Genomic DNA, 17153 nt, shown 5'->3' on the forward strand with positions numbered 1-17153 from the left:
TTACCCGCGCGACGGTCTCATGCCCGAACTGGCAGTGGGACCATGGCGCAGTCCCGGCGATTCGAACAGGTCGATCACCTCGGGTGCGATGAACAGCCGGTCGCGCCCGGCAGCCCCGGCGGCCTCGACGATGCCGAGTTCCGCCAGGGAACGGACGGCGGTGTTGAGGCTAGTGTAGGTGCCTTTGCCCAAGCCGGCCAGTGCGTCGCGAACGGTGAAGGCGGGTTTCGTGAGCACCCAGGGAACGAGGTCATGGACGGCGCTGTGGCCGCGCAAGCTCTTGGTCGCCTGCCGCCAGCGGTCATGAAGCTGGCCCAGCCTCTCCAGACGCATCAGGTTCCTGGCCGCCGTCTGTTCCACCAGCGAGAGGAAGACCCTCGCCCAGGCGGCGATGTCCCCCGTGCGGCGCGCCCGTTTCAGCGCCTCGATGTAGATTTCCTTGTTGCCGTGGACCGCCTCGCCCAGGAAGCAGCAGGCCGTTGTGGTCGCGCCTTTGGCATGGACCACCAATGGCACGAGCAGGCGTCCCACGCGGCCGTTGCCGTCGCCCACGGGGTGGATGTGTTCGAACATCCAATGCGACAGCGCCTGACGCACGAGTTCCGGGCCGCCCTCCGCCATCGTGAAGTCCTTCCACTCGGCCAGGCTGTCCTGGAGAGTCGCCGGTGCCGTGTAATAAAAAAAGCCGGTTGCCGTCTCCGCATCCAGGGTCGCGTTCACGTGGGTTTTCCACTGCCCGGCCTGGGCGGCCGCATAGGGGTCCCGGACGGCCTCGAAAAGACGGCGGTGGATCGAAAGAACCGCCTCGCGGGGATCGGGCATCTTTCCCTGAAGCTCGTCGAAGGCATCGGCACTCCCGGCGACGGCCTGCGCATCCTCCGGATCGCGTGCGCGCTGCAGGGACGTCTGGAACTCCAGAAGGTCCGTGAAGGTGGTCGTCGCACCCTCGGCACCGGAGGAGTGGACGGCGTCGAGCCGCGCGAACAGCTTTCCCACCACGCCGGAAACCGGGAAGCCCATCAAGGCACGATCCAGGGATTCGACGGCGTGGCGAGCCCTCTCCAGCACCTCCCACACCTCGTCGATGACGGGCATGGCGGGCACCGGTGGCCGGTAGCAGGACAGGATACGCCCGCCCTCCGCCTCGAACGCCTCATAGGTGCCGAAAGCTTGCATGGGATCCGGGCTTATTAAAGTTTTCTCCGGAAAGCTATAATAGCGCCCGACTCCATGCAAGTTTCCGCCCCTGCCCTGCCTAACGGTTCACGATCGCCTACCGGTTCACGATCAGCGCCACGCCCAGCACGGCCACGGCGGCGCCGGCCCAGGCGCCGGCGCCCGGGGGCTTGCGGGTCAGCGCCCATTGCAGGGGCAGGACGAGGATCGGGCTTGTCGCCGACAGGGTGGCGACCACGCCGGCCTTGCCGTAGGCGAGGCCGAGGAGAAGCAGCGTCGTGCCGAGCCCGAGCCCGAGAAAGCCGTTGATCACGATGGGCAGCAGCACGCGGGGCTGAAGGGCCGCGCTGGGGATCAGGGTCTGGCCGGGCAGAAGCCCCATCGCGACCATCATCAGGGCCGCCGTGCCGACACGCACGGCCGAGGCCGCGACCGGATCGACGCCCGAGGCCATCACCGGCTTGGCGATGATCGAGCCGACCGCCTGGCAGAGCGCCGCGGCGAGGCAGATCGCCACCCCGACGGCGAGCTTGCCGCGCACCGTCTCCCAGTCGTGGGTGGGGGCGGCGGAGGCGCGGAAGAAGACCGCCAGCATCACGCCTGCCGTGACCAGCGCGATGCCCGCCGCGGTCCAGGTCCCCAGCCCCTCCCCCAGCACGAACCAGCCGAGCAGCGCCGTCAGCGGCGCGTTGGTCGAATAGACCACCGTGTTGCGGCGGGGGCCGAGCCGGCCCAGCGCCAGGAAGAGCGCCGTGTCGCCCAGCACAATGCCGACGGCCGCCGACAGGGCCAGCAGCGCCGCCGCATGGACGTCCATCGTCGCCCAGCCGCCGAGCAGCGTCGCCGCCAGCACCAGCCCGACCGCCACGATGCACATGCGCAGCCGGTTGAAGGCCAGCGCGCCGATGGCGCGGACCGGGCCAACGGCGATGAAGCCCCCGATCGCCCAGCAAAGGGCGGCACCGAGCGCGGCGAGACTGGCGAGCATGATGGCGGGACTGCACAACAATTGAGCGGGCGCGCACCCTACGCGACACGGATGCCGCGCGCCACCCCGCCGTGCTCCCGGTCACGCCATCGGAGGGGAATGGAACGGGCGGACAGGCGCCCGCCCCGGGATGCCGCCGCCTATTCCCCTGAGTCCCCGCCCGAATCGGAGCCGTCCGAAGCCGACTCCGACGCCTGGTCGGGGCCGCGTCCCCCGGCGGCGCCGGACCCGCCCTGGGACACGCCGCTGTCGCCGGTCCAGTCGTCGGTGATCATGGCCTGGGCGCGGCTGATCTCCTCGACCTCCTCACGGGTCGGAGGCTTCGGCACATGGGCCTGCTCGTTTTCCTTGTCCGTTTCCATGCTCGGCTCCTTGTTCTGGTGGTGTCCTGATCGACGCCGTCCTCATGGAAACAGGCCGCGCGGCGCGTCGTTGCCGCGCGCCTACGACCTGGGGCCGCTTGACAGACCGGAAGGCCGGGCCGGATCATTCGTCCAGACCTTTCCCAGCGCCATGATTCCAAACGGGAATCCGCCCGTGCCGGAATCGCCGGACACCGGGATCTTCAGGGAGACACGGCCCGATGCTCACCCCCCGCCGCCTTCTGGGTGCCGCCGTCATCGCGCTCGGCACCGCCCTTGCCGCCGGCCCGCTGCCGGCGCTCGCCGCCACGCCGAAGGACACGCTGGTGATGGCCTGGCAGTTCGACGACATCATCAGCCTCGACCCGGCGGAGATCTTCGAGTTCTCCGGCGCCGAATACAGCTCCCAGATCTACGACCGGCTGATCGCCTTCGACCCCAAGGACGTGTCGCGCCTGCTGCCCGCCGTGGCGGAGAGCTGGTCGGTATCGGACGACGGCAAGACCTTCACCTTCAAGATCCGCGACGGCATCACCTTCCATTCCGGCAACCCGCTGACCGCAGAGGACGCGGCCTGGTCGCTCCAGCGCGTGGTGAAGCTGAACAAGTCGCCCGCCTTCATCCTCGGCCAGTTCGGCCTGACGGCGGAGAACGTGGACCAGAAGATCCGGGCCACCGACCCGCGCACGCTGGTGATGGAGACGGACAAGGCCTACGCGCCGACCTTCGTCTATTACTGCCTGACCGCCGGCGTCGCCTCCGTCCTCGATTCCAAGCTGGTGAAGAGCAAGGAGGCCAACGGCGACCTCGGCTACAACTGGCTGAAGACCAACTCCGCCGGCTCCGGCCCCTTCAGCCTGCGCCAGTGGAAGGCGGCCGAGCTGCTGATGCTCGACGCCAACCCGAAATACTGGCAGGGCGCCCCGGCGATGAAGCGCGTCCTGATCCGCCACATCCCCGAACCGGCGACCCAGCGGCTGCTGCTGGAAAAGGGCGACGTGGACGTGGCCCGCAACCTGAAGCCCGAGCAGTTCGAGCCCCTGCGCTCCAGCGACTCCATCCGGATCGAGGAGGCGCCCAAGGGCACGGTCTGGTATTTCGGCCTGAACCAGAAGAACGAAATCCTGTCCAAGCCCGAGGTGCGGCAGGCGATGAAGCACCTCGTCGATTACGACGGGATGCGCAAGACCATCATGAACGGCCTCGGCACCACGCATCAGGCCTTCCTGCCCATCGGATTCCTGGGTGCTCTGGGCGACACGCCCTATGCCTACGACCCGCAGAAGGCCAAGGAGCTGCTGACCAAGGCCGGCTACCCGAACGGCTTCACCATCCGGCTGGACGTGCAGAACACCTCCCCGAGCCTGGACATGGCCCAGGCCATTCAGGGCAGCGCCGCGGCCGGCGGCGTGCGGATCGAGCTGGTGCCCGGCGACGGCAAGCAGGTGCTGACCAAGTACCGCGCCCGCAACCACGAATTGCTGCTCTACCGCTGGGGCGCCGACTACCAGGATCCGCACACCAACGCCGACGCCTTCGCCTCCAACCCCGACAATTCCGACGAGGGCAAGGTCAAGTCGCTCGCCTGGCGCAACGCCTGGGACATCCCGGACCTGACGAAGAAGACCGCGGCCGCCGTGATGGAGCGCGACGCCGAAAAGCGCGCGGCCCTCTACGCCGACCTCCAGCGCGAGGTCATGGAGACCTCGCCCTACGTCGTCATGTTCCAGCAGACCGAGGTGATCGCCCGGCGCAGCGACGTGACCGGCCTGATCTGGGGTCCGAACTTCGACACGAACTACTATTGGAAGGCGAAGAAGGATTAGGGCGGCGAGACGCAGAGTATTTCTTGTCCCTTTCCCCTGAGGGTGTATAGCGCTCGACCATGTCGCGAAGCAGCAGCTAAAGGAAAAACACCCACTTTTCCGTCACCCCCGCGAAAGCGGGGGTCCAGAACTCCCCAGAAGCCCCCTGCGGAACTTCTGGATCCCCGCGTCCGCGGGGATGACGGAAAAATGGTCATCTTTCATTAAGTTGCAGCAGAACAGCGTGTTCGGATGCCGTAGTTACCGGGGCGAGGGTTATTCCTTTCCTTTTGCCAGAGTTTGCCTTGCGAAGACTCCTCCTCCGCGCCATCGGCCTGCTCGTCTCCGTCGCACTGACGGTGCTGGGACTGCTGCTGGTCACCTTCCTGATCGGGCGGGTGGTGCCGATCGACCCCGTGCTGGCGGTGCTGGGCGACCGGGCGATGCCGGACGTGTATGAGCGCGTGCGGATCGAGATGGGTCTGGACCAGCCGCTCTGGTGGCAGTTCGCCGTCTATGTCGGCGACGTGCTGCGTGGCGACCTGGGCCAGTCGGTGCTGACCTCCCGCCCGGTGCTGGAGGACATACTGCGCGTCTTCCCGGCGACGCTGGAGCTGGCGACGGCGGCGGTGATCCTCGGCGTGGCCCTGGGCATCCCGGCGGGGGTGATGGCGGCCGTCCACCAGGGGCGCTGGCCGGACCATCTGATCCGCGTCCTGGGGCTGATCGGCCATTCCGTGCCGGTCTTCTGGCTGGGGCTGGTCGGGCTGCTGGTCTTCTACGCCCGGCTGGACCTGGCGCCGGGGCCGGGGCGGCTCGACGTCTTCTACGAGGGGCTGGTCGAGCCGGTGACGGGCGTGGTGACGGTGGACGCGCTGCTGGCCGGCGAGACGGAGATCTTCTGGAACGCGCTCCATCACCTGATGCTGCCAGCGGCGATCCTCGGCTATTACAGCGTCGCCTACATCGCGCGCATGACCCGCAGCTTCATGCTGGACCAGCTCCGCCAGGAATACATCACCACCGCCCGCGTGAAGGGGCTGTCGGAGGCGCGCGTGGTCTGGCGCCACGCGCTGGGCAACATCGCCGTGCCGCTGACCACGGTGGTGGCCCTGTCCTACGCCACGCTGCTGGAGGGGTCGGTGCTGACGGAAACCGTCTTCGCCTGGCCGGGGCTGGGGCTCTACATCACCAGCTCCCTGCTGAGCGCTGACATGAACGCGGTGCTGGGCGGCACGCTGGTGGTGGGCGGGGTCTTCATCGGGCTGAACCTGCTGTCCGACCTGCTCTACCGCATCCTGGACCCGAGGGCGAAATGAGCGCCAACCCCAACGGCGGCTCCCTGGCGGGCTGGCTCACCGCCGACACCCCGCGCTCCCGTGCCCAGGCGCGGCTCGGCCGCCTCTACCGGGGCTGGCAAGGCTTCACCCGCAACGGCCTCGCCATGCTGGGACTCGCCATCGTGCTGGGGCTGGTGCTGATGGCGGCGTTGGCGCCCTGGCTCGCCCCCTATGACCCCTACCAGCAGGATCTCGGCCGCCGGCTGATCCCACCGGGGGCGGCGCACTGGCTGGGCACCGACGCCTTCGGGCGGGACATCCTGTCGCGCATCCTGCACGGCTCGCGCCTGACGCTGTACATCGTGGCGCTGGTGACCGTCACCGCACCCATCGCCGGGCTGGCGATCGGGACGGTGTCCGGCTATTTCGGCGGCTGGGTGGACGCGGCGCTGATGCGGATCACCGACATAGCGCTCGCCTTCCCGAAGCTGATCCTGGCGCTCGCCTTCGTGTCGGCGCTCGGGCCGGGGATCGAGAGCGCCATCATCGCCATCGCCATCACCAGCTGGCCGGCCTACGCCCGCATCGCGCGGGCCGAGACACTGACCATCCGGCACAGCGACTTCATCCAGGCGGCACGGCTGCAAGGGGCGTCCAGCGCGCGCATCATCCTGGGGCATGTGGTGCCACTCTGCTCTTCCTCCCTGATCGTGCGGGTGACGCTGGACATGGCGGGCATCATCCTGACCGCCGCCGGCCTCGGCTTCCTCGGGCTCGGCGCGCAGCCGCCCCTGCCGGAATGGGGTGCGATGATCGCCGCCGGGCGGCAGTATGTGCTGGACCAATGGTGGGTCGCGACCATGCCCGGCATCGCCATCTTCATCGTCAGCCTGGGCTTCAACCTGCTGGGCGACGGCCTGCGCGACGTGCTGGACCCGAAAAGCCGATGACGCCCAAGTCGATGACCCCTTCCGACCAAAGCCCCCTGCTGCGCGTCGAGAACCTGCGCGTCGCCTTCCCAACCCCGACGGGGCCGTTCGAGGCGGTGCGCGGCGTGTCCTTCGCCATGGGGCGGGAGAAGCTGGGCATCGTCGGCGAGTCCGGCTCCGGCAAGTCGCTCACCGGCCGCTCCATCCTGCGGCTGGTGCCCAGCCCCGGCACGGTCACCGCCGACCGCATGGAGTTCGAGGGGGAGGAGCTGACGGCCCTGCCCGAGACGCGCCTGCGCGCGATCCGCGGGCGGCGCATATCCATGGTCATGCAGGACCCGAAATTCTCGCTCAACCCGGTGATGACCGTCGGCCGCCAGATCGCCGAGGCCTACCGCGTCCACCACCGGGCCGGGTCGGGCGAGGCGCGGCGCCGCGCGCTGGAGATGCTGGAGGCCGTGCGCATCCGCGACCCGGAGCGCGTCTACGGCCTCTACCCGCACGAGGTGTCGGGCGGGATGGGCCAGCGCATCATGATCGCCATGATGCTGATCCCCGGCCCCGCCCTGCTGATCGCCGACGAGCCGACCTCCGCGCTCGACGTCACGGTCCAGATGCAGGTTCTGGTGATCCTGGACGAGCTGTGCGGCCGGCAGGGCATGGGGCTGGTCTTCATCAGCCACGACCTGAATCTCGTCGCCTCCTTCTGCGACCGGGTGCTGATCATGTATGCCGGCCGCGTGGTGGAGAGCTGCCGCGCCGCCGACCTCCACAAGGCCACCCACCCCTACACGCGCGGCCTGCTCGACAGCCTGCCCCGGCTGGAGGAGCGGCGCGCCGAACTGCCCGTCCTTGCCCGCGACCCGCGCTGGCTGGAGGATGGCCGATGACGGGAGACCCCATGATCGAGGTGCGGGACCTGCGGGTGAGCTTCGGCGAGGTCGCCGCCGTGCAAGGGGTGAGTTTCCGCGTGGAGGCCGGCGAGAGCTTCGGGCTGGTCGGCGAGTCCGGCTCCGGCAAGTCCACCGTGCTGCGCGCGCTCGCCGGCCTCAACCCGGACTGGACGGGCGAGCTGCGGGTGGAGGGCCGGGCGCAGGGGCGGCGGCGCGACAAGGGCTTCTTCAAGAGCTGCCAGATGGTCTTCCAGGATCCCTATGGGTCGCTCCACCCGCGCCACACCATCGACCGCATCCTGGCCGAGCCGGTCGCCATCCACCGGATGGGCGATGCCGACGCCCGCATCGAACGGGCGCTGGCCGAAGTGGGGCTGGGATCGCAGTTCCGCTACCGCTACCCGCACCAGCTCTCCGGCGGGCAGCGCCAGCGCGTCGCCATCGCCCGCGCGCTGATCCTGGAGCCGAATATCCTGCTGCTGGACGAGCCGACCTCGGCGCTCGACGTGTCGGTGCAGGCGGAGATCCTGAACCTGCTGACCCGCCTGCGGGCGGAGCGCGGCCTGACCTATGTGCTGGTCAGCCACAACCTCGCCGTCGTCGCCCACATGTGCGGCCGGCTGGCGGTGATGAACCGCGGCCGGCTGGTCGAGGAGCTGGACGCCGAGGCCCTTCGGCGCGGCGAGGCGCGGGAGGACTACACGCGCCAGCTCCTGCGCGCCAGCCGGGGCTACGACCGGGCGGCGGCGGAGGCCTTCCGGGACTTCGCGTAGCGCCGCGCTACTCCCCCGGCCGCACCACGCAGAGCTTGGTCGGGCTGGTCTTGGCGTCGCATTTGCAGCCGGCGATGGCGGCGTTGATGACGTCCGGCGTCAGCCCGTGCGCGCCGGGGGCGATGGACACGGCGACGCCGCTGACCGACAGCAGGGGGAAACGGCGCGTGTTGCCGTAGCGGTCCTTAGCGAGGAAACCGCCCTCCTCCCGCATCTTCGGATCGTAAAGGCTTTCGGCGTCGGAGCGGAACAGCGCCAGCAGTTCGGCCACGCGCCCCAGCACCTCGGCCTCGTCGCCGTCGCTGACGCCCAGGAAGAAGTCGTCGCCGCCGATGTGGCCGGCGAAACCCTTTCCGACGGCGGCCCAGGCCTTCAGCCGCTCGGCGAACATCAGGATGGCGCGGTCGCCCTGGCGGAAGCCGAAATGGTCGTTGAAGGGCTTGAAGTTGTCGAAGTCCAGATAGACCAGCAGGTGCGAACAGGACCGGTCCTGGAGGGCCTGTTCGATGTGGCGGACGATGGCGGCGTTGCCGGGCAGACGGGTCAGCGGGTTCTGGTCGGCGGCCATGGCGAGGTTGCGCTCGTGCACCAGCCGGACCAGCGCCGCCGAGCTGAGGAAGCCCGCATACTCCCCGCCCTCGATGATGATGATCCCGTCGGCCGCCTCTTCCGCCGAAAAGGCCTCGATCACCCGGTCGAGCGGGGTGGAAATGTCGCAGACCGGCCCCTTGTAGACGAGGTGCTTGAGCGTGTCGCCGATGCCCCGGTTGCGCAGCAGCTCGCTGCCGAAACGGGAATAGACGAAGCGCTTCAGGTCGCGCTCGCGGATCAGCCCCAGCGGGCGGCGGTGGCCGTCCACCACCGGGGCGACGGGCGGGCTGTCGTCGTCGCGGAAATAGTCCAGCAGCTCCGTCTTGCGCGAGTCCACGGGCAGCGGCGGCAGGCGTTCGATCACCTCGGACAGGCGGTGCGCCTCGGTCTTCTGGCGGCGGTCCCGGTGGTTCAGGTCCTCCACCACCGAAAAACGCCCGGGCAGCTCGGTGAAGTCCAGCCGGGGCTTGCAGATCAGGTAGCCTTGCGCGAAGTCGCAGCCGAGGTCGCGGCAGGTGTAGAATTCCTTCTCCGTCTCGATCCCCTCGGCGATGATGAGGATGCCGAGCGTGTGGGCGTAGCCGACCAGCGAATGGGCGATGGCCCGCTTGCGCATGTCGCGGTCGATGCCGGCGATGAAGAAGCGGTCGATCTTCACATAGTCGGGCTTGGCCTCGTACAGCAGGCGCAGGCCCGCGTAGCCGACTCCGAAATCGTCCAGCGCCACGCCCAGCCCCGCCGCGCGGTAACGCTCGATGGCCTGCTCCACCCCGTCCGCCGTCAGGTCGCTGCGCTCGGAGATCTCCAGGTTGATGCCGAGCCCGTCCCGGTGCAGCCCGGCGAGCAGAGCGTCCGAGCCGGGCTGGCCGACCAGCCGGGCGTCGATGTTCAGGAACAGCTTGCCGCCCCGCCAGCCCTCCAGCGCGCGGTAGGCCTCCACCGCCTTGTCGTGGAGCGCCGCCTCCACCGCCGGCAGGACGCCCTCCGCGAAGGCCCCGTCCAGGAACTCGTGCGGGTTCTGGTAGGGTATGCCGAGCAGCGACATGCGGTCGAAGCCGCGCAGCAGCGCCTCCACCCCGTGGCAGCGGCCGGTGCGCATCTGCACCACCGGCTGGAAGGCGTATTCCAGCAGCTCCAGCATGTGCCGCCAGCGCGCGGGAAGCACGGGACGGCGCCCGCCGGGCGCGGCGTCCTCGCCCTCCTCGTCGGGGTCCAGGGCCCGCATCAACAGTCCGTTCATCATGGCCATACCCGTGCTTGGACAGGAGGCGCGACACGGTCCGGCACCGCATGACGCGACTTTCTTCCAAACTTATAACAAATTTGTTTTTCGCTTTCATGACAGCTGCGGGACCGGAATCCCATGTCCCTCTTCCGGCTGTCCCCAAAGCGTTTCTCGTCCGCGCCCCGGCTTTTGCGCTATAGGAGGGGCCGCCTTGCGGAGCTTCGATTCCGGAGCGTTGGTCCGGAGCCTTGAGGGAGTAGGAATGAGGGTTGCCATCGACATGGGAGCGACCGGGCCGGGAAGCCCGGCGACGCTCGACCTGGAGGAGCTGCTGGCGACCCGCCTGCTGGTGCAGGGCAATTCCGGCTCGGGCAAGTCGCACCTGCTGCGCCGGCTGATCGAGCAGAGCGCCAAATGGGTGCAGCAGGCCGTCATCGATCCCGAAGGCGACTTCGTCACGCTGGCCGAGGCCTTCGGCCATGTCGTGGTGGACGCCGCCGAGCACACGGAGGCCGCGCTTCAGAGCGTGGCCGCCCGCGTGCGCCAGCACCGCGTCTCCGTCGTCCTGAACCTGGAAGGGCTGGACATGGAGATGCAGATGCGCCACGCCGCCGCCTTCCTGGGCGGGCTGTTCGACGCCGACCGCGACTACTGGTACCCGATGCTGGTGGTGGTGGACGAGGCGCAGCTCTTCGCGCCGTCAGCCGCCGGCGAGGTGTCGGACGAGGCGCGCAAGGCCTCGCTCGGCGCCATGACCAACCTGATGTGCCGTGGCCGCAAGCGCGGGCTGGCCGGCGTCATCGCCACCCAGCGCCTCGCCAAGCTCGCCAAGAACGTGGCGGCGGAGGCCTCCAACTTCCTGATGGGCCGGACCTTCCTCGACATCGACATGGCACGCGCCGCCGACCTGCTGGGCATGGAGCGCAAGACGGCGGAGATGTTCCGCGACCTGGAGCGCGGCCATTTCATCGCGCTCGGCCCGGCCATCTCGCGCCGCCCGCTCCCCCTGCGCATCGGCCATGTCCAGACCAGCGGCCGGGCCGGCAGCCCAAAGCTGATGCCGCTGCCCGAGACGCCGGTGGAGGACGCCCGCGAGCTGATCTTCACGCCGGGCGAGGAGGAGCCGGCGCGCTTCCCCACCCGCCGCCCCTCGACCTCCGCCAGCACCGAGCTGCTGATGCAGCTCGCCCGCTCCCGCCCGGCCATGGCGGAACGGACGCCGGACCCGGAGGAGGCCACGCCGGACGGGCCGAGCGAGGAGGAGCGGGAGGCCGCCCGCCAAGCCGCCGCCGAGCGCGCGGCGCAGTACGACGAGGTGGTGCGGGAGGTGGCGACCGAGCCGGAGGCCGCCTACCAGCCGGTCGCCGTGCTCTACCAGAATTTCCTGGTGCGCTGCCGGGGCCGCGAGCTGGAGGGCGAGGCGGTGGAACTGCCGGCCTTCCGCCGCAAGCTGGCCGCCGCCCGCGCCGGGGCCGGGGTGGCGACGGAGGAAAGCCCGGACTGGGCGAAGGCCACGGAGGTCGCCGCCACCCTGCCGGAGGACATCCAGGTGGTGTTCCTGATGCTGGCCCGCGCCGCACTGGAACACGCCCCCTGCCCGTCCGACGCCGAGGTGGCGCGGGCCTGCGGCAGCCGTTCGCGCGGGCGCGCCCGCCGGCTGCTGACCTACATGGAGCAGAAGGGTTTCGTCACGACCCGCAACGGGCTCGGCAACACCCGCAGCATCGCCCTGCCCGCGCTCGGCTGGGAAACGGCGCTCGGCGACCCCAACGCCGAGGAGGGGCCGGAGACGGGCGACCTGTTCGCCGTGGCGTAGCGCCTGATGACCGGGGCCTGATCTTCGGGGAATAAGAGAAACCGCCGCCGCGACAGGTGCATGACAGCTTCCCCTGGCAGTATCGTCCGCCAGTCCTACAGTCCGAGGGGGAAACGTCATGGCATCCGGGTTTTCGAAGCTGCTCGTCGCGGCGGCTTTCATGGCAGGCAGCGTCACAGCACTTCCTGCGGCGGCCGAGCTGAAAAGTGTCGAGATTATCGCGCCGGCCGGCCCCGGCGGCGGCTACGACCAGCACGCGCGCGCCATGCAGCAGGTGCTGCAGAACGAGAAGCTGGCATCCAAGGTCCAGGTGGTCAACGTGCCGGGTGCCGGCGGCACCATCGGCCTCAGCCAGTTCGTGACCGGCCGCAAGCGCGATACCGGCCTGATCATCTCCGGCCTCGGCATGGTGGGGGCGGTGCTGACCAACAACTCCCCCGTCACGCTCGACCAGGTAACGCCGCTCGCCCGGCTGACCGGCGAGTACCAGGCGCTGGTCGTGGCGGCGGATTCGCCCATCAAGTCGGTGGCCGACCTCGTCGCGAAGTTCAAGGCCGACCCAGGCTCCGTCTCCATGGGCGGTTTCGCCGCCGGCAGCCCGGACCACATCCTCTACGGCATGATCGTCAAGGCCATCGGCGGCGACGTGAGCAAGATGAACTTCATCGCGGCGGGGGCCGGCGGCGAGATGCTGGCGGCGGTGATGGGCGGCCATCTCACGGTCGGCGCCGGCGGCTACAACGAGTTCGCCTCCCAGATCCAGGCGGGCAAGCTGCGCGCCATCGCCGTTTCCTCCGCCACCCGCCTGCCGGGCATCGACGTGCCGACCCTGAAGGAGCAGGGCGTGGATGTGGAGCTGGTGAACTGGCGCTCCGTGATGGCCCAGGGCGGCCTGAAGCCGGCCGAGCGCAAGGAGCTGGACGCCGCCATGGGCCGGATGGTCCAGAGCGCGGAATGGAAGCAGATCCTGAAGGAGCGCGGCTGGGTGGACGCCTACCTGCCGTCCGACCAGTTCGCCGCCTTCGTCAAGGACCAGCAGTCGGTGATCAAGGCCACCCTGACCGACCTCGGCCTGCTGAAGTAAATGCTTCGACGAACAAGGCCCCGTCCATCATGGGCGGGGCCTTGTCCTTGCCGTCAGGCGGCGAGCAGCCACAGCCCCTGGCCGAGATAGATGGTCCCGGTGACGAGGACCAGCCGCCGGCTCCAGGCGCGGAACTGGTCGTCGGTCATGCGGTCCAGCACCCGGCGGGACAGGTTGGTGCCCAGCACCGCCATGGCGACGCAGAGCAGCAGGACGGCCGGCGGCACCGCGTTGGCGTCGGACGCCAGCACGATCGCGCCGAAATAGACCGACTTGAACAGGTGGCCGAAGACCTGGATCGTCGCCTTGGTCGCGACGACGCTCTGCCGGGTCAGGCCGGACTTCACGAAGAAGACGTCGAGCAGCGGGCCGGAAATGCCGGCGACGAGCTGGATGCCCATGCACAACACCCCGGCGATGACCGGGTGCCCGCGCCTGGTCACGTCCGGCGCCCAGCGGGCCGGCACCGCGAGCGCCATGTAGGGCGACAGCCCCAGCACGATCAGCGACACCGCCTTGTCCGGCACCAGGGCGAGCAGCGCGAAGACCGCCACCGCCACGGCGCCACCCAGGGCATATTGGGCCACGATGCTCCACACCACATGGCTGCGCCACAGCCAGGCGCGCCAGCCGTTCGCGGCCATCTGTGTGACGCCGTGCAGCATCATGGCGGCGCTGACCGGCAGCAAGGTCAGCAGCAGCCCCATCAGCACCATGCCGCCGGCCATGCCGAACAGGCCGGACAGGAAGGAGGTCGCGAGAACGGTGACGCCCAGGGCCGTCACCATCGGCAAGGTCAGCATACCCACCACTCAAGTTTCGTAAGTCTGCAAGCGATGCTGGCATGGCATACGCTTGCGCCGCAAACGGCATTGCCTGATGCTGACCCTCAGGAAATGTCGGGCTGAACCGGAGACGCGCCGATGCGCCGCCTGCCCTCCCTGAACGGCTTGCGCGCCTTCGAGGCGGCGGCCCGCCACGGCAGCTTCACGGGCGCCGCAGGCGAGCTGAACGTCACGCCGGCGGCGGTCAGCCGCATGGTCCGGCTGCTGGAGGAGCGGCTGGGCTTCCCCCTGTTCGAGCGCCAGCCCAACGCGCTGGCGCTGACCGAGCGCGGCCGCGCCCTGCGGCCCGGCCTGACCGAGGCCTTCGACGCCATGGCGCGCAACGTGGAGAGGGTGACGGCGATGCGCGCCGGGCGGGTCCTGACCATCGGCGTCGGGGCCACCTTCGCCGTGCGCTGGCTGATCCCCCGCCTGTCGGGCTTCCACACGGCGCATCCCGAGGTGGAGGTGCGCATCGCGACCGGCGGGGGCGGAAACCCGATCCGCGAGGACTGGACCTGCGCCGTGCTGCTGGGAGACGGCCAATGGCCGGGCTACGAGGCCGAGCCCCTCTTCACCGCCGGCATGCTGCCGGTCTGCGCCCCCGCCCTGGCGCGGGAGCTGCGGCGGCCGGAGGATCTGCTGGCGGCGACGCGCCTTTCCGTCTCCCACTGGTCGGACGACTGGCCCCGCTGGTTCGCCGCCGCCGGCCTGCCGCAGCCCGCCTCCGCCGGCCTGAGCTTCGGCAGCCACGCCATGGCCTTGCAGGCGGCGATCGACGGGGTCGGGGTGGCGCTGGGGGTGGAGACCTACATCGCGGACGACGTGGCGGCGGGCCGGCTGGTGGCGCTCTTCCCGCCGCCCGTGCCGCTGGGCCGCGCCTGGTACCTCGTCTCCCGCCCCGCCCGTCAGCAGGATCCGGGGTTCAAGGAGTTCCGGGACTGGCTGCGGAGCAGCGCCGCGGAGGCTTGAGCCCCGCCGCTCACATCCGCCCCTCACATCTGTCCCTCAGGCCCGCCGCGCCATCAGCCCCGACGCGGAATGCAGCACGGCGTGCAGGGCGAAGCCGATGAACATCAGCCCCGACGCCCGCACGATCCAGATCTCGTACCGGCGGTAGAAGCGCCGGACCGTCCCGGTGCCGGTCACGGCGACCAGGATCAGATAGGCGGTGAAGGAACCCAGGCAGGCCGCGAGCACCAGGGCCGGGAAGCCGGCCCAGCTGAGGTCGGCGGCGTGGCTGGTCAGCAGGGCCGCGAAGGTGGCGACGGCGACCGGATAGCCCTTGGGGTTGGTCAGACCGAACAGGAGGCCGCGCACCACCGGCCGGCGCACCTCCAGCACCATCTCGCCGCCCTCGCGCGGCTTGGCGGTGACCGCCCCCCAGCCCAGCCAGAACAGGTAGCCGGCGCAGAGCAGCCCCAGCAGGTCGAAGACCACCGAGCCGACGGACTGCGCGCCGATGATGGCGACCAGCGCCAGCGAGGTCCAGAGCGCGTCGCCCAGCAGATGGCCGCTCACGAAGCCGATGCCGGCCCCCCGCCCCTGGTTGGCGGAGATACCGAACAGCGCCAGCACCGCCGGGCCGGGTGCAATGCCGTAGACGAAGCCGGCGAAGGCCGAGGCGAGGATCAGGGTTCCGGTCATGACGCGCTCATCTCCCGTGCCGGGCGAGGAAGCCGGCGATTGCCTCGGACACGACTTCGTCGGGCGTGTGCAGGGGGGCGAGGCCGAGCAGGACCGGCCAGAACAGCGCCTCCTTGATCGCGCCGAGGAACTGCTGGGCGGCCAGCGTCGGGTTGGCGACCGACAGGCGCCCCGCCGCAGCTTCCCCCGCCAGCCATTCGGACAGGCGGTCGACCGCCGGCTCCTTGCCCGCCTGGAAATAGATCTTCGTGATCTCGGGGAAGCGGGCGTTCTCCGCGATCACCAGCCGGATCAGCGCCCGGAGGCGCGGGTTTCCGGTGTGGGCAAGAATGGCCCGCGCGAAGGCGGCCAGCGCCTCCTCCGCCGGCTGGCCGGGGCGCAGGACGCCATCCGTCCCGTGCAGGGCGCCGTACATCCCTTCCACCACCGCGCGGAACAGGTCCTCCTTGCTGGGGAAGTGGTTGTAGACGGTGCGCTTGGAGGCGCCGGCCTCGGCGGCGATGCGGTCCATGCTGGTGGCGCCGTAGCCGGCCTCCAGCAGCAGCCGCTCCGCCGCGGCGACGATGTCCGCCCGCTTCCGGTCGGTGAGGCGCCGGGGCGCGGCGCTGGTCTCGGACATGCTCTTCCCGATTCCCCTGGACAGTCTGGTCCGCAAAATCTACACTGCACAGTGCAGTTTACATTTGTCGGAACGCCGGAGGATAGCATGGAACAGCGGTTTTTGGGCATGCCGGGAGACGGTGCGGGCCTGTCCGTCTCGGCCATCGGGCTCGGCTGCATGGGCATGTCGGAATTCTACGGCCCCGCCGACGAGGCCGAATCCCTCGCGACGCTGACGGCGGCGGTGGAGGAGCACGGCATCACCCTGCTCGACACGGCCGACATGTACGGCGAGGGCCACAACGAGGATCTGCTCGGCCGCTTCCTGCGCGGCCGGCGGAACCGCGTCCGGATCGCGACGAAGTTCGGCATCAAGCGGACGGACGGCGACACGGCGGGACGCTACGTCCGCGTGATCGACAGTTCGCCCGCCTACCTGCGCACCGCCGTGGAGGCGTCGCTGCGGCGGCTCGGGGTGGAGACGATCGACCTCTACTACGCGCACCGCCTGAACCCGGAGGTGCCGGTGGAGGACACGGTAGGCGCGCTGGCCGAACTGGTCGGCGCCGGCAAGATCCGCCACATCGGCCTGTGCGAGGTGAAGGCCGACACGCTGCGCCGCGCCCACGCCGTTCACCCCATCGCGGCGGTGCAGACCGAATATTCCCTGTGGAGCCGCGACCCGGAGACCGGCGTGCTGCCCGCCTGCCGCGAGCTGGGCGTCGGCTTCGTCGCCTACTCGCCCCTCGGCCGCGGCTTCCTGACCGGGGCGGTGACTGACACCGGGCAGCTGGCGGAGGACGACTTCCGCCGCATCAACCCGCGCTTCCAGGGCGAAGCCTTCGCGGCCAACCTCCGCCTCGCCGAGGCGGTCCGGGGGATCGCGGCGGAGGCCGGATGCAGCCCGGCCCAGCTCAGCCTCGCCTGGCTGCTGCACCAGGATCCCGGCATCGTCCCGATCCCCGGAACCAAGCGCCGCACCTACCTCGCCGACAACGCCGGCGCGCCGTCGGTGCAGTTGTCGCCGGAGGTTCTGGCGCGGCTGGACGCCCTCTTCGCGCCGGGCTCGGTCAGCGGCACGCGCTACCCGGAAGCGGGGATGAAGCTGCTGGACGTGTGAGGGCGGCGGGTTTGGAGCTACGGCTTGCAAGCATTTTGCA

16 protein-coding genes are annotated in these 17153 nt (G+C 69.9%); 9 read left to right on the plus strand and 7 right to left on the minus strand.

All coding sequences use genetic code 11. From position 1 onward, the window contains the following. The 3 genes from JUB11_RS01235 to JUB11_RS01245 all read right to left on the minus strand — a co-directional run bounded on the left by JUB11_RS01235 (window position 1) and on the right by JUB11_RS01245 (window position 2526). Window positions 1-1176, minus strand: a complete 1176-nt coding sequence (locus JUB11_RS01235; protein WP_207455452.1) for a Fic family protein — start codon at window positions 1174-1176, stop codon at window positions 1-3. Between the two features lie 97 nt (window positions 1177-1273). Then, window positions 1274-2164, minus strand: a complete 891-nt coding sequence (locus tag JUB11_RS01240) for an EamA family transporter (RefSeq protein ID WP_207455454.1) — start codon at window positions 2162-2164, stop codon at window positions 1274-1276. A gap of 140 nt (window positions 2165-2304) precedes the next feature. Further along, the gene (locus JUB11_RS01245; RefSeq protein ID WP_207455455.1) at window positions 2305-2526 is read right to left on the minus strand and encodes a hypothetical protein; all 222 of its coding nucleotides are present in this window, start codon (window positions 2524-2526) and stop codon (window positions 2305-2307) included. A gap of 221 nt (window positions 2527-2747) precedes the next feature. Between JUB11_RS01245 and JUB11_RS01250 the strand changes: the two genes are divergently transcribed. The 5 genes from JUB11_RS01250 (at window position 2748) to JUB11_RS01270 (ending at window position 8206) form a co-directional block, all read left to right on the plus strand. Then, window positions 2748-4352 carry an ABC transporter substrate-binding protein gene (locus JUB11_RS01250; RefSeq protein WP_207455456.1) on the plus strand — a complete coding sequence of 535 codons (1605 nt, stop codon included), beginning with the start codon at window positions 2748-2750 and terminating at the stop codon, window positions 4350-4352. 284 nt (window positions 4353-4636) lie between these two features. Continuing rightward, on the plus strand, window positions 4637-5650 hold the full coding sequence (locus JUB11_RS01255) for an ABC transporter permease (protein ID WP_207455457.1): 1014 nt from the start codon (window positions 4637-4639) through the stop codon (window positions 5648-5650). Beyond that, window positions 5647-6561, plus strand: coding sequence for a nickel transporter permease (gene nikC / locus JUB11_RS01260; RefSeq protein WP_207455458.1), 915 nt, complete (start codon window positions 5647-5649; stop codon window positions 6559-6561). Before JUB11_RS01255 ends, nikC begins: the two co-directional genes overlap by 4 nt. Beyond that, entirely contained in the window at window positions 6558-7430 is an 873-nt protein-coding gene (locus tag JUB11_RS01265) for an ABC transporter ATP-binding protein (protein ID WP_207455460.1), read from the plus strand. The genes nikC and JUB11_RS01265 overlap by 4 nt, the downstream gene beginning before the upstream one ends. Beyond that, complete coding sequence (locus tag JUB11_RS01270) at window positions 7427-8206, plus strand: ABC transporter ATP-binding protein (RefSeq protein ID WP_247886758.1); 780 nt, start codon at window positions 7427-7429, stop codon at window positions 8204-8206. The genes JUB11_RS01265 and JUB11_RS01270 overlap by 4 nt, the downstream gene beginning before the upstream one ends. 7 nt (window positions 8207-8213) lie before the next feature. Here JUB11_RS01270 and JUB11_RS01275 read toward each other — a convergent pair whose 3' ends face one another. Then, window positions 8214-10040, minus strand: a complete 1827-nt coding sequence (locus tag JUB11_RS01275) for a GGDEF domain-containing protein (RefSeq protein WP_247886759.1) — start codon at window positions 10038-10040, stop codon at window positions 8214-8216. Between the two features lie 244 nt (window positions 10041-10284). Here JUB11_RS01275 and JUB11_RS01280 point away from each other — a divergent pair, with 244 nt between their 5' ends. Then, window positions 10285-11838, plus strand: coding sequence for an ATP-binding protein (locus tag JUB11_RS01280; RefSeq protein ID WP_207455464.1), 1554 nt, complete (start codon window positions 10285-10287; stop codon window positions 11836-11838). A 118-nt stretch (window positions 11839-11956) separates the two neighbouring features. After that, window positions 11957-12922, plus strand: coding sequence for a tripartite tricarboxylate transporter substrate-binding protein (locus tag JUB11_RS01285; protein ID WP_207455466.1), 966 nt, complete (start codon window positions 11957-11959; stop codon window positions 12920-12922). 53 nt (window positions 12923-12975) lie between these two features. Here the strand turns inward: JUB11_RS01285 and JUB11_RS01290 are convergent, their stop codons facing one another. Then, window positions 12976-13725, minus strand: coding sequence for a sulfite exporter TauE/SafE family protein (locus JUB11_RS01290; RefSeq protein ID WP_207455468.1), 750 nt, complete (start codon window positions 13723-13725; stop codon window positions 12976-12978). 120 nt (window positions 13726-13845) lie between these two features. Between JUB11_RS01290 and JUB11_RS01295 the strand changes: the two genes are divergently transcribed. Then, on the plus strand, window positions 13846-14718 hold the full coding sequence (locus tag JUB11_RS01295) for a LysR substrate-binding domain-containing protein (protein WP_207455470.1): 873 nt from the start codon (window positions 13846-13848) through the stop codon (window positions 14716-14718). A gap of 36 nt (window positions 14719-14754) precedes the next feature. Here the strand turns inward: JUB11_RS01295 and JUB11_RS01300 are convergent, their stop codons facing one another. Beyond that, window positions 14755-15393, minus strand: coding sequence for a LysE family translocator (locus JUB11_RS01300; protein ID WP_207455472.1), 639 nt, complete (start codon window positions 15391-15393; stop codon window positions 14755-14757). Between the two features lie 7 nt (window positions 15394-15400). Beyond that, window positions 15401-16012: a TetR/AcrR family transcriptional regulator gene (locus JUB11_RS01305; protein WP_207455474.1), complete on the minus strand. Its 612-nt coding sequence runs from the start codon at window positions 16010-16012 to the stop codon at window positions 15401-15403. 87 nt (window positions 16013-16099) lie between these two features. Here JUB11_RS01305 and JUB11_RS01310 point away from each other — a divergent pair, with 87 nt between their 5' ends. Beyond that, window positions 16100-17113 carry an aldo/keto reductase gene (locus JUB11_RS01310; protein WP_207455475.1) on the plus strand — a complete coding sequence of 338 codons (1014 nt, stop codon included), beginning with the start codon at window positions 16100-16102 and terminating at the stop codon, window positions 17111-17113. The last annotated feature ends 40 nt before the right edge of the window (window positions 17114-17153 follow it).

It is taken from the genome of Azospirillum sp. SYSU D00513 (genome assembly GCF_017356015.1).
Classification (GTDB): domain Bacteria; phylum Pseudomonadota; class Alphaproteobacteria; order Azospirillales; family Azospirillaceae; genus Azospirillum.

What these genes read in the sequence shown, in the direction of transcription:
- nikC (WP_207455458.1), top strand. Translation starts at nt 5,647, where the DNA reads ATGAGCGCCAACCCCAACGGCGGCTCCCTGGCGGGCTGGCTCACCGCC.
- JUB11_RS01290 (WP_207455468.1), bottom strand. Translation starts at nt 13,725, where the DNA reads ATGCTGACCTTGCCGATGGTGACGGCCCTGGGCGTCACCGTTCTCGCG.
- JUB11_RS01275 (WP_247886759.1), bottom strand. Translation starts at nt 10,040, where the DNA reads ATGATGAACGGACTGTTGATGCGGGCCCTGGACCCCGACGAGGAGGGC.
- JUB11_RS01235 (WP_207455452.1), bottom strand. Translation starts at nt 1,176, where the DNA reads ATGCAAGCTTTCGGCACCTATGAGGCGTTCGAGGCGGAGGGCGGGCGT.
- JUB11_RS01280 (WP_207455464.1), top strand. Translation starts at nt 10,285, where the DNA reads ATGAGGGTTGCCATCGACATGGGAGCGACCGGGCCGGGAAGCCCGGCG.
- JUB11_RS01300 (WP_207455472.1), bottom strand. Translation starts at nt 15,393, where the DNA reads ATGACCGGAACCCTGATCCTCGCCTCGGCCTTCGCCGGCTTCGTCTAC.
- JUB11_RS01270 (WP_247886758.1), top strand. Translation starts at nt 7,427, where the DNA reads ATGACGGGAGACCCCATGATCGAGGTGCGGGACCTGCGGGTGAGCTTC.
- JUB11_RS01265 (WP_207455460.1), top strand. Translation starts at nt 6,558, where the DNA reads ATGACGCCCAAGTCGATGACCCCTTCCGACCAAAGCCCCCTGCTGCGC.
- JUB11_RS01305 (WP_207455474.1), bottom strand. Translation starts at nt 16,012, where the DNA reads ATGTCCGAGACCAGCGCCGCGCCCCGGCGCCTCACCGACCGGAAGCGG.
- JUB11_RS01295 (WP_207455470.1), top strand. Translation starts at nt 13,846, where the DNA reads ATGCGCCGCCTGCCCTCCCTGAACGGCTTGCGCGCCTTCGAGGCGGCG.
- JUB11_RS01250 (WP_207455456.1), top strand. Translation starts at nt 2,748, where the DNA reads ATGCTCACCCCCCGCCGCCTTCTGGGTGCCGCCGTCATCGCGCTCGGC.
- JUB11_RS01285 (WP_207455466.1), top strand. Translation starts at nt 11,957, where the DNA reads ATGGCATCCGGGTTTTCGAAGCTGCTCGTCGCGGCGGCTTTCATGGCA.
- JUB11_RS01310 (WP_207455475.1), top strand. Translation starts at nt 16,100, where the DNA reads ATGGAACAGCGGTTTTTGGGCATGCCGGGAGACGGTGCGGGCCTGTCC.
- JUB11_RS01245 (WP_207455455.1), bottom strand. Translation starts at nt 2,526, where the DNA reads ATGGAAACGGACAAGGAAAACGAGCAGGCCCATGTGCCGAAGCCTCCG.
- JUB11_RS01240 (WP_207455454.1), bottom strand. Translation starts at nt 2,164, where the DNA reads ATGCTCGCCAGTCTCGCCGCGCTCGGTGCCGCCCTTTGCTGGGCGATC.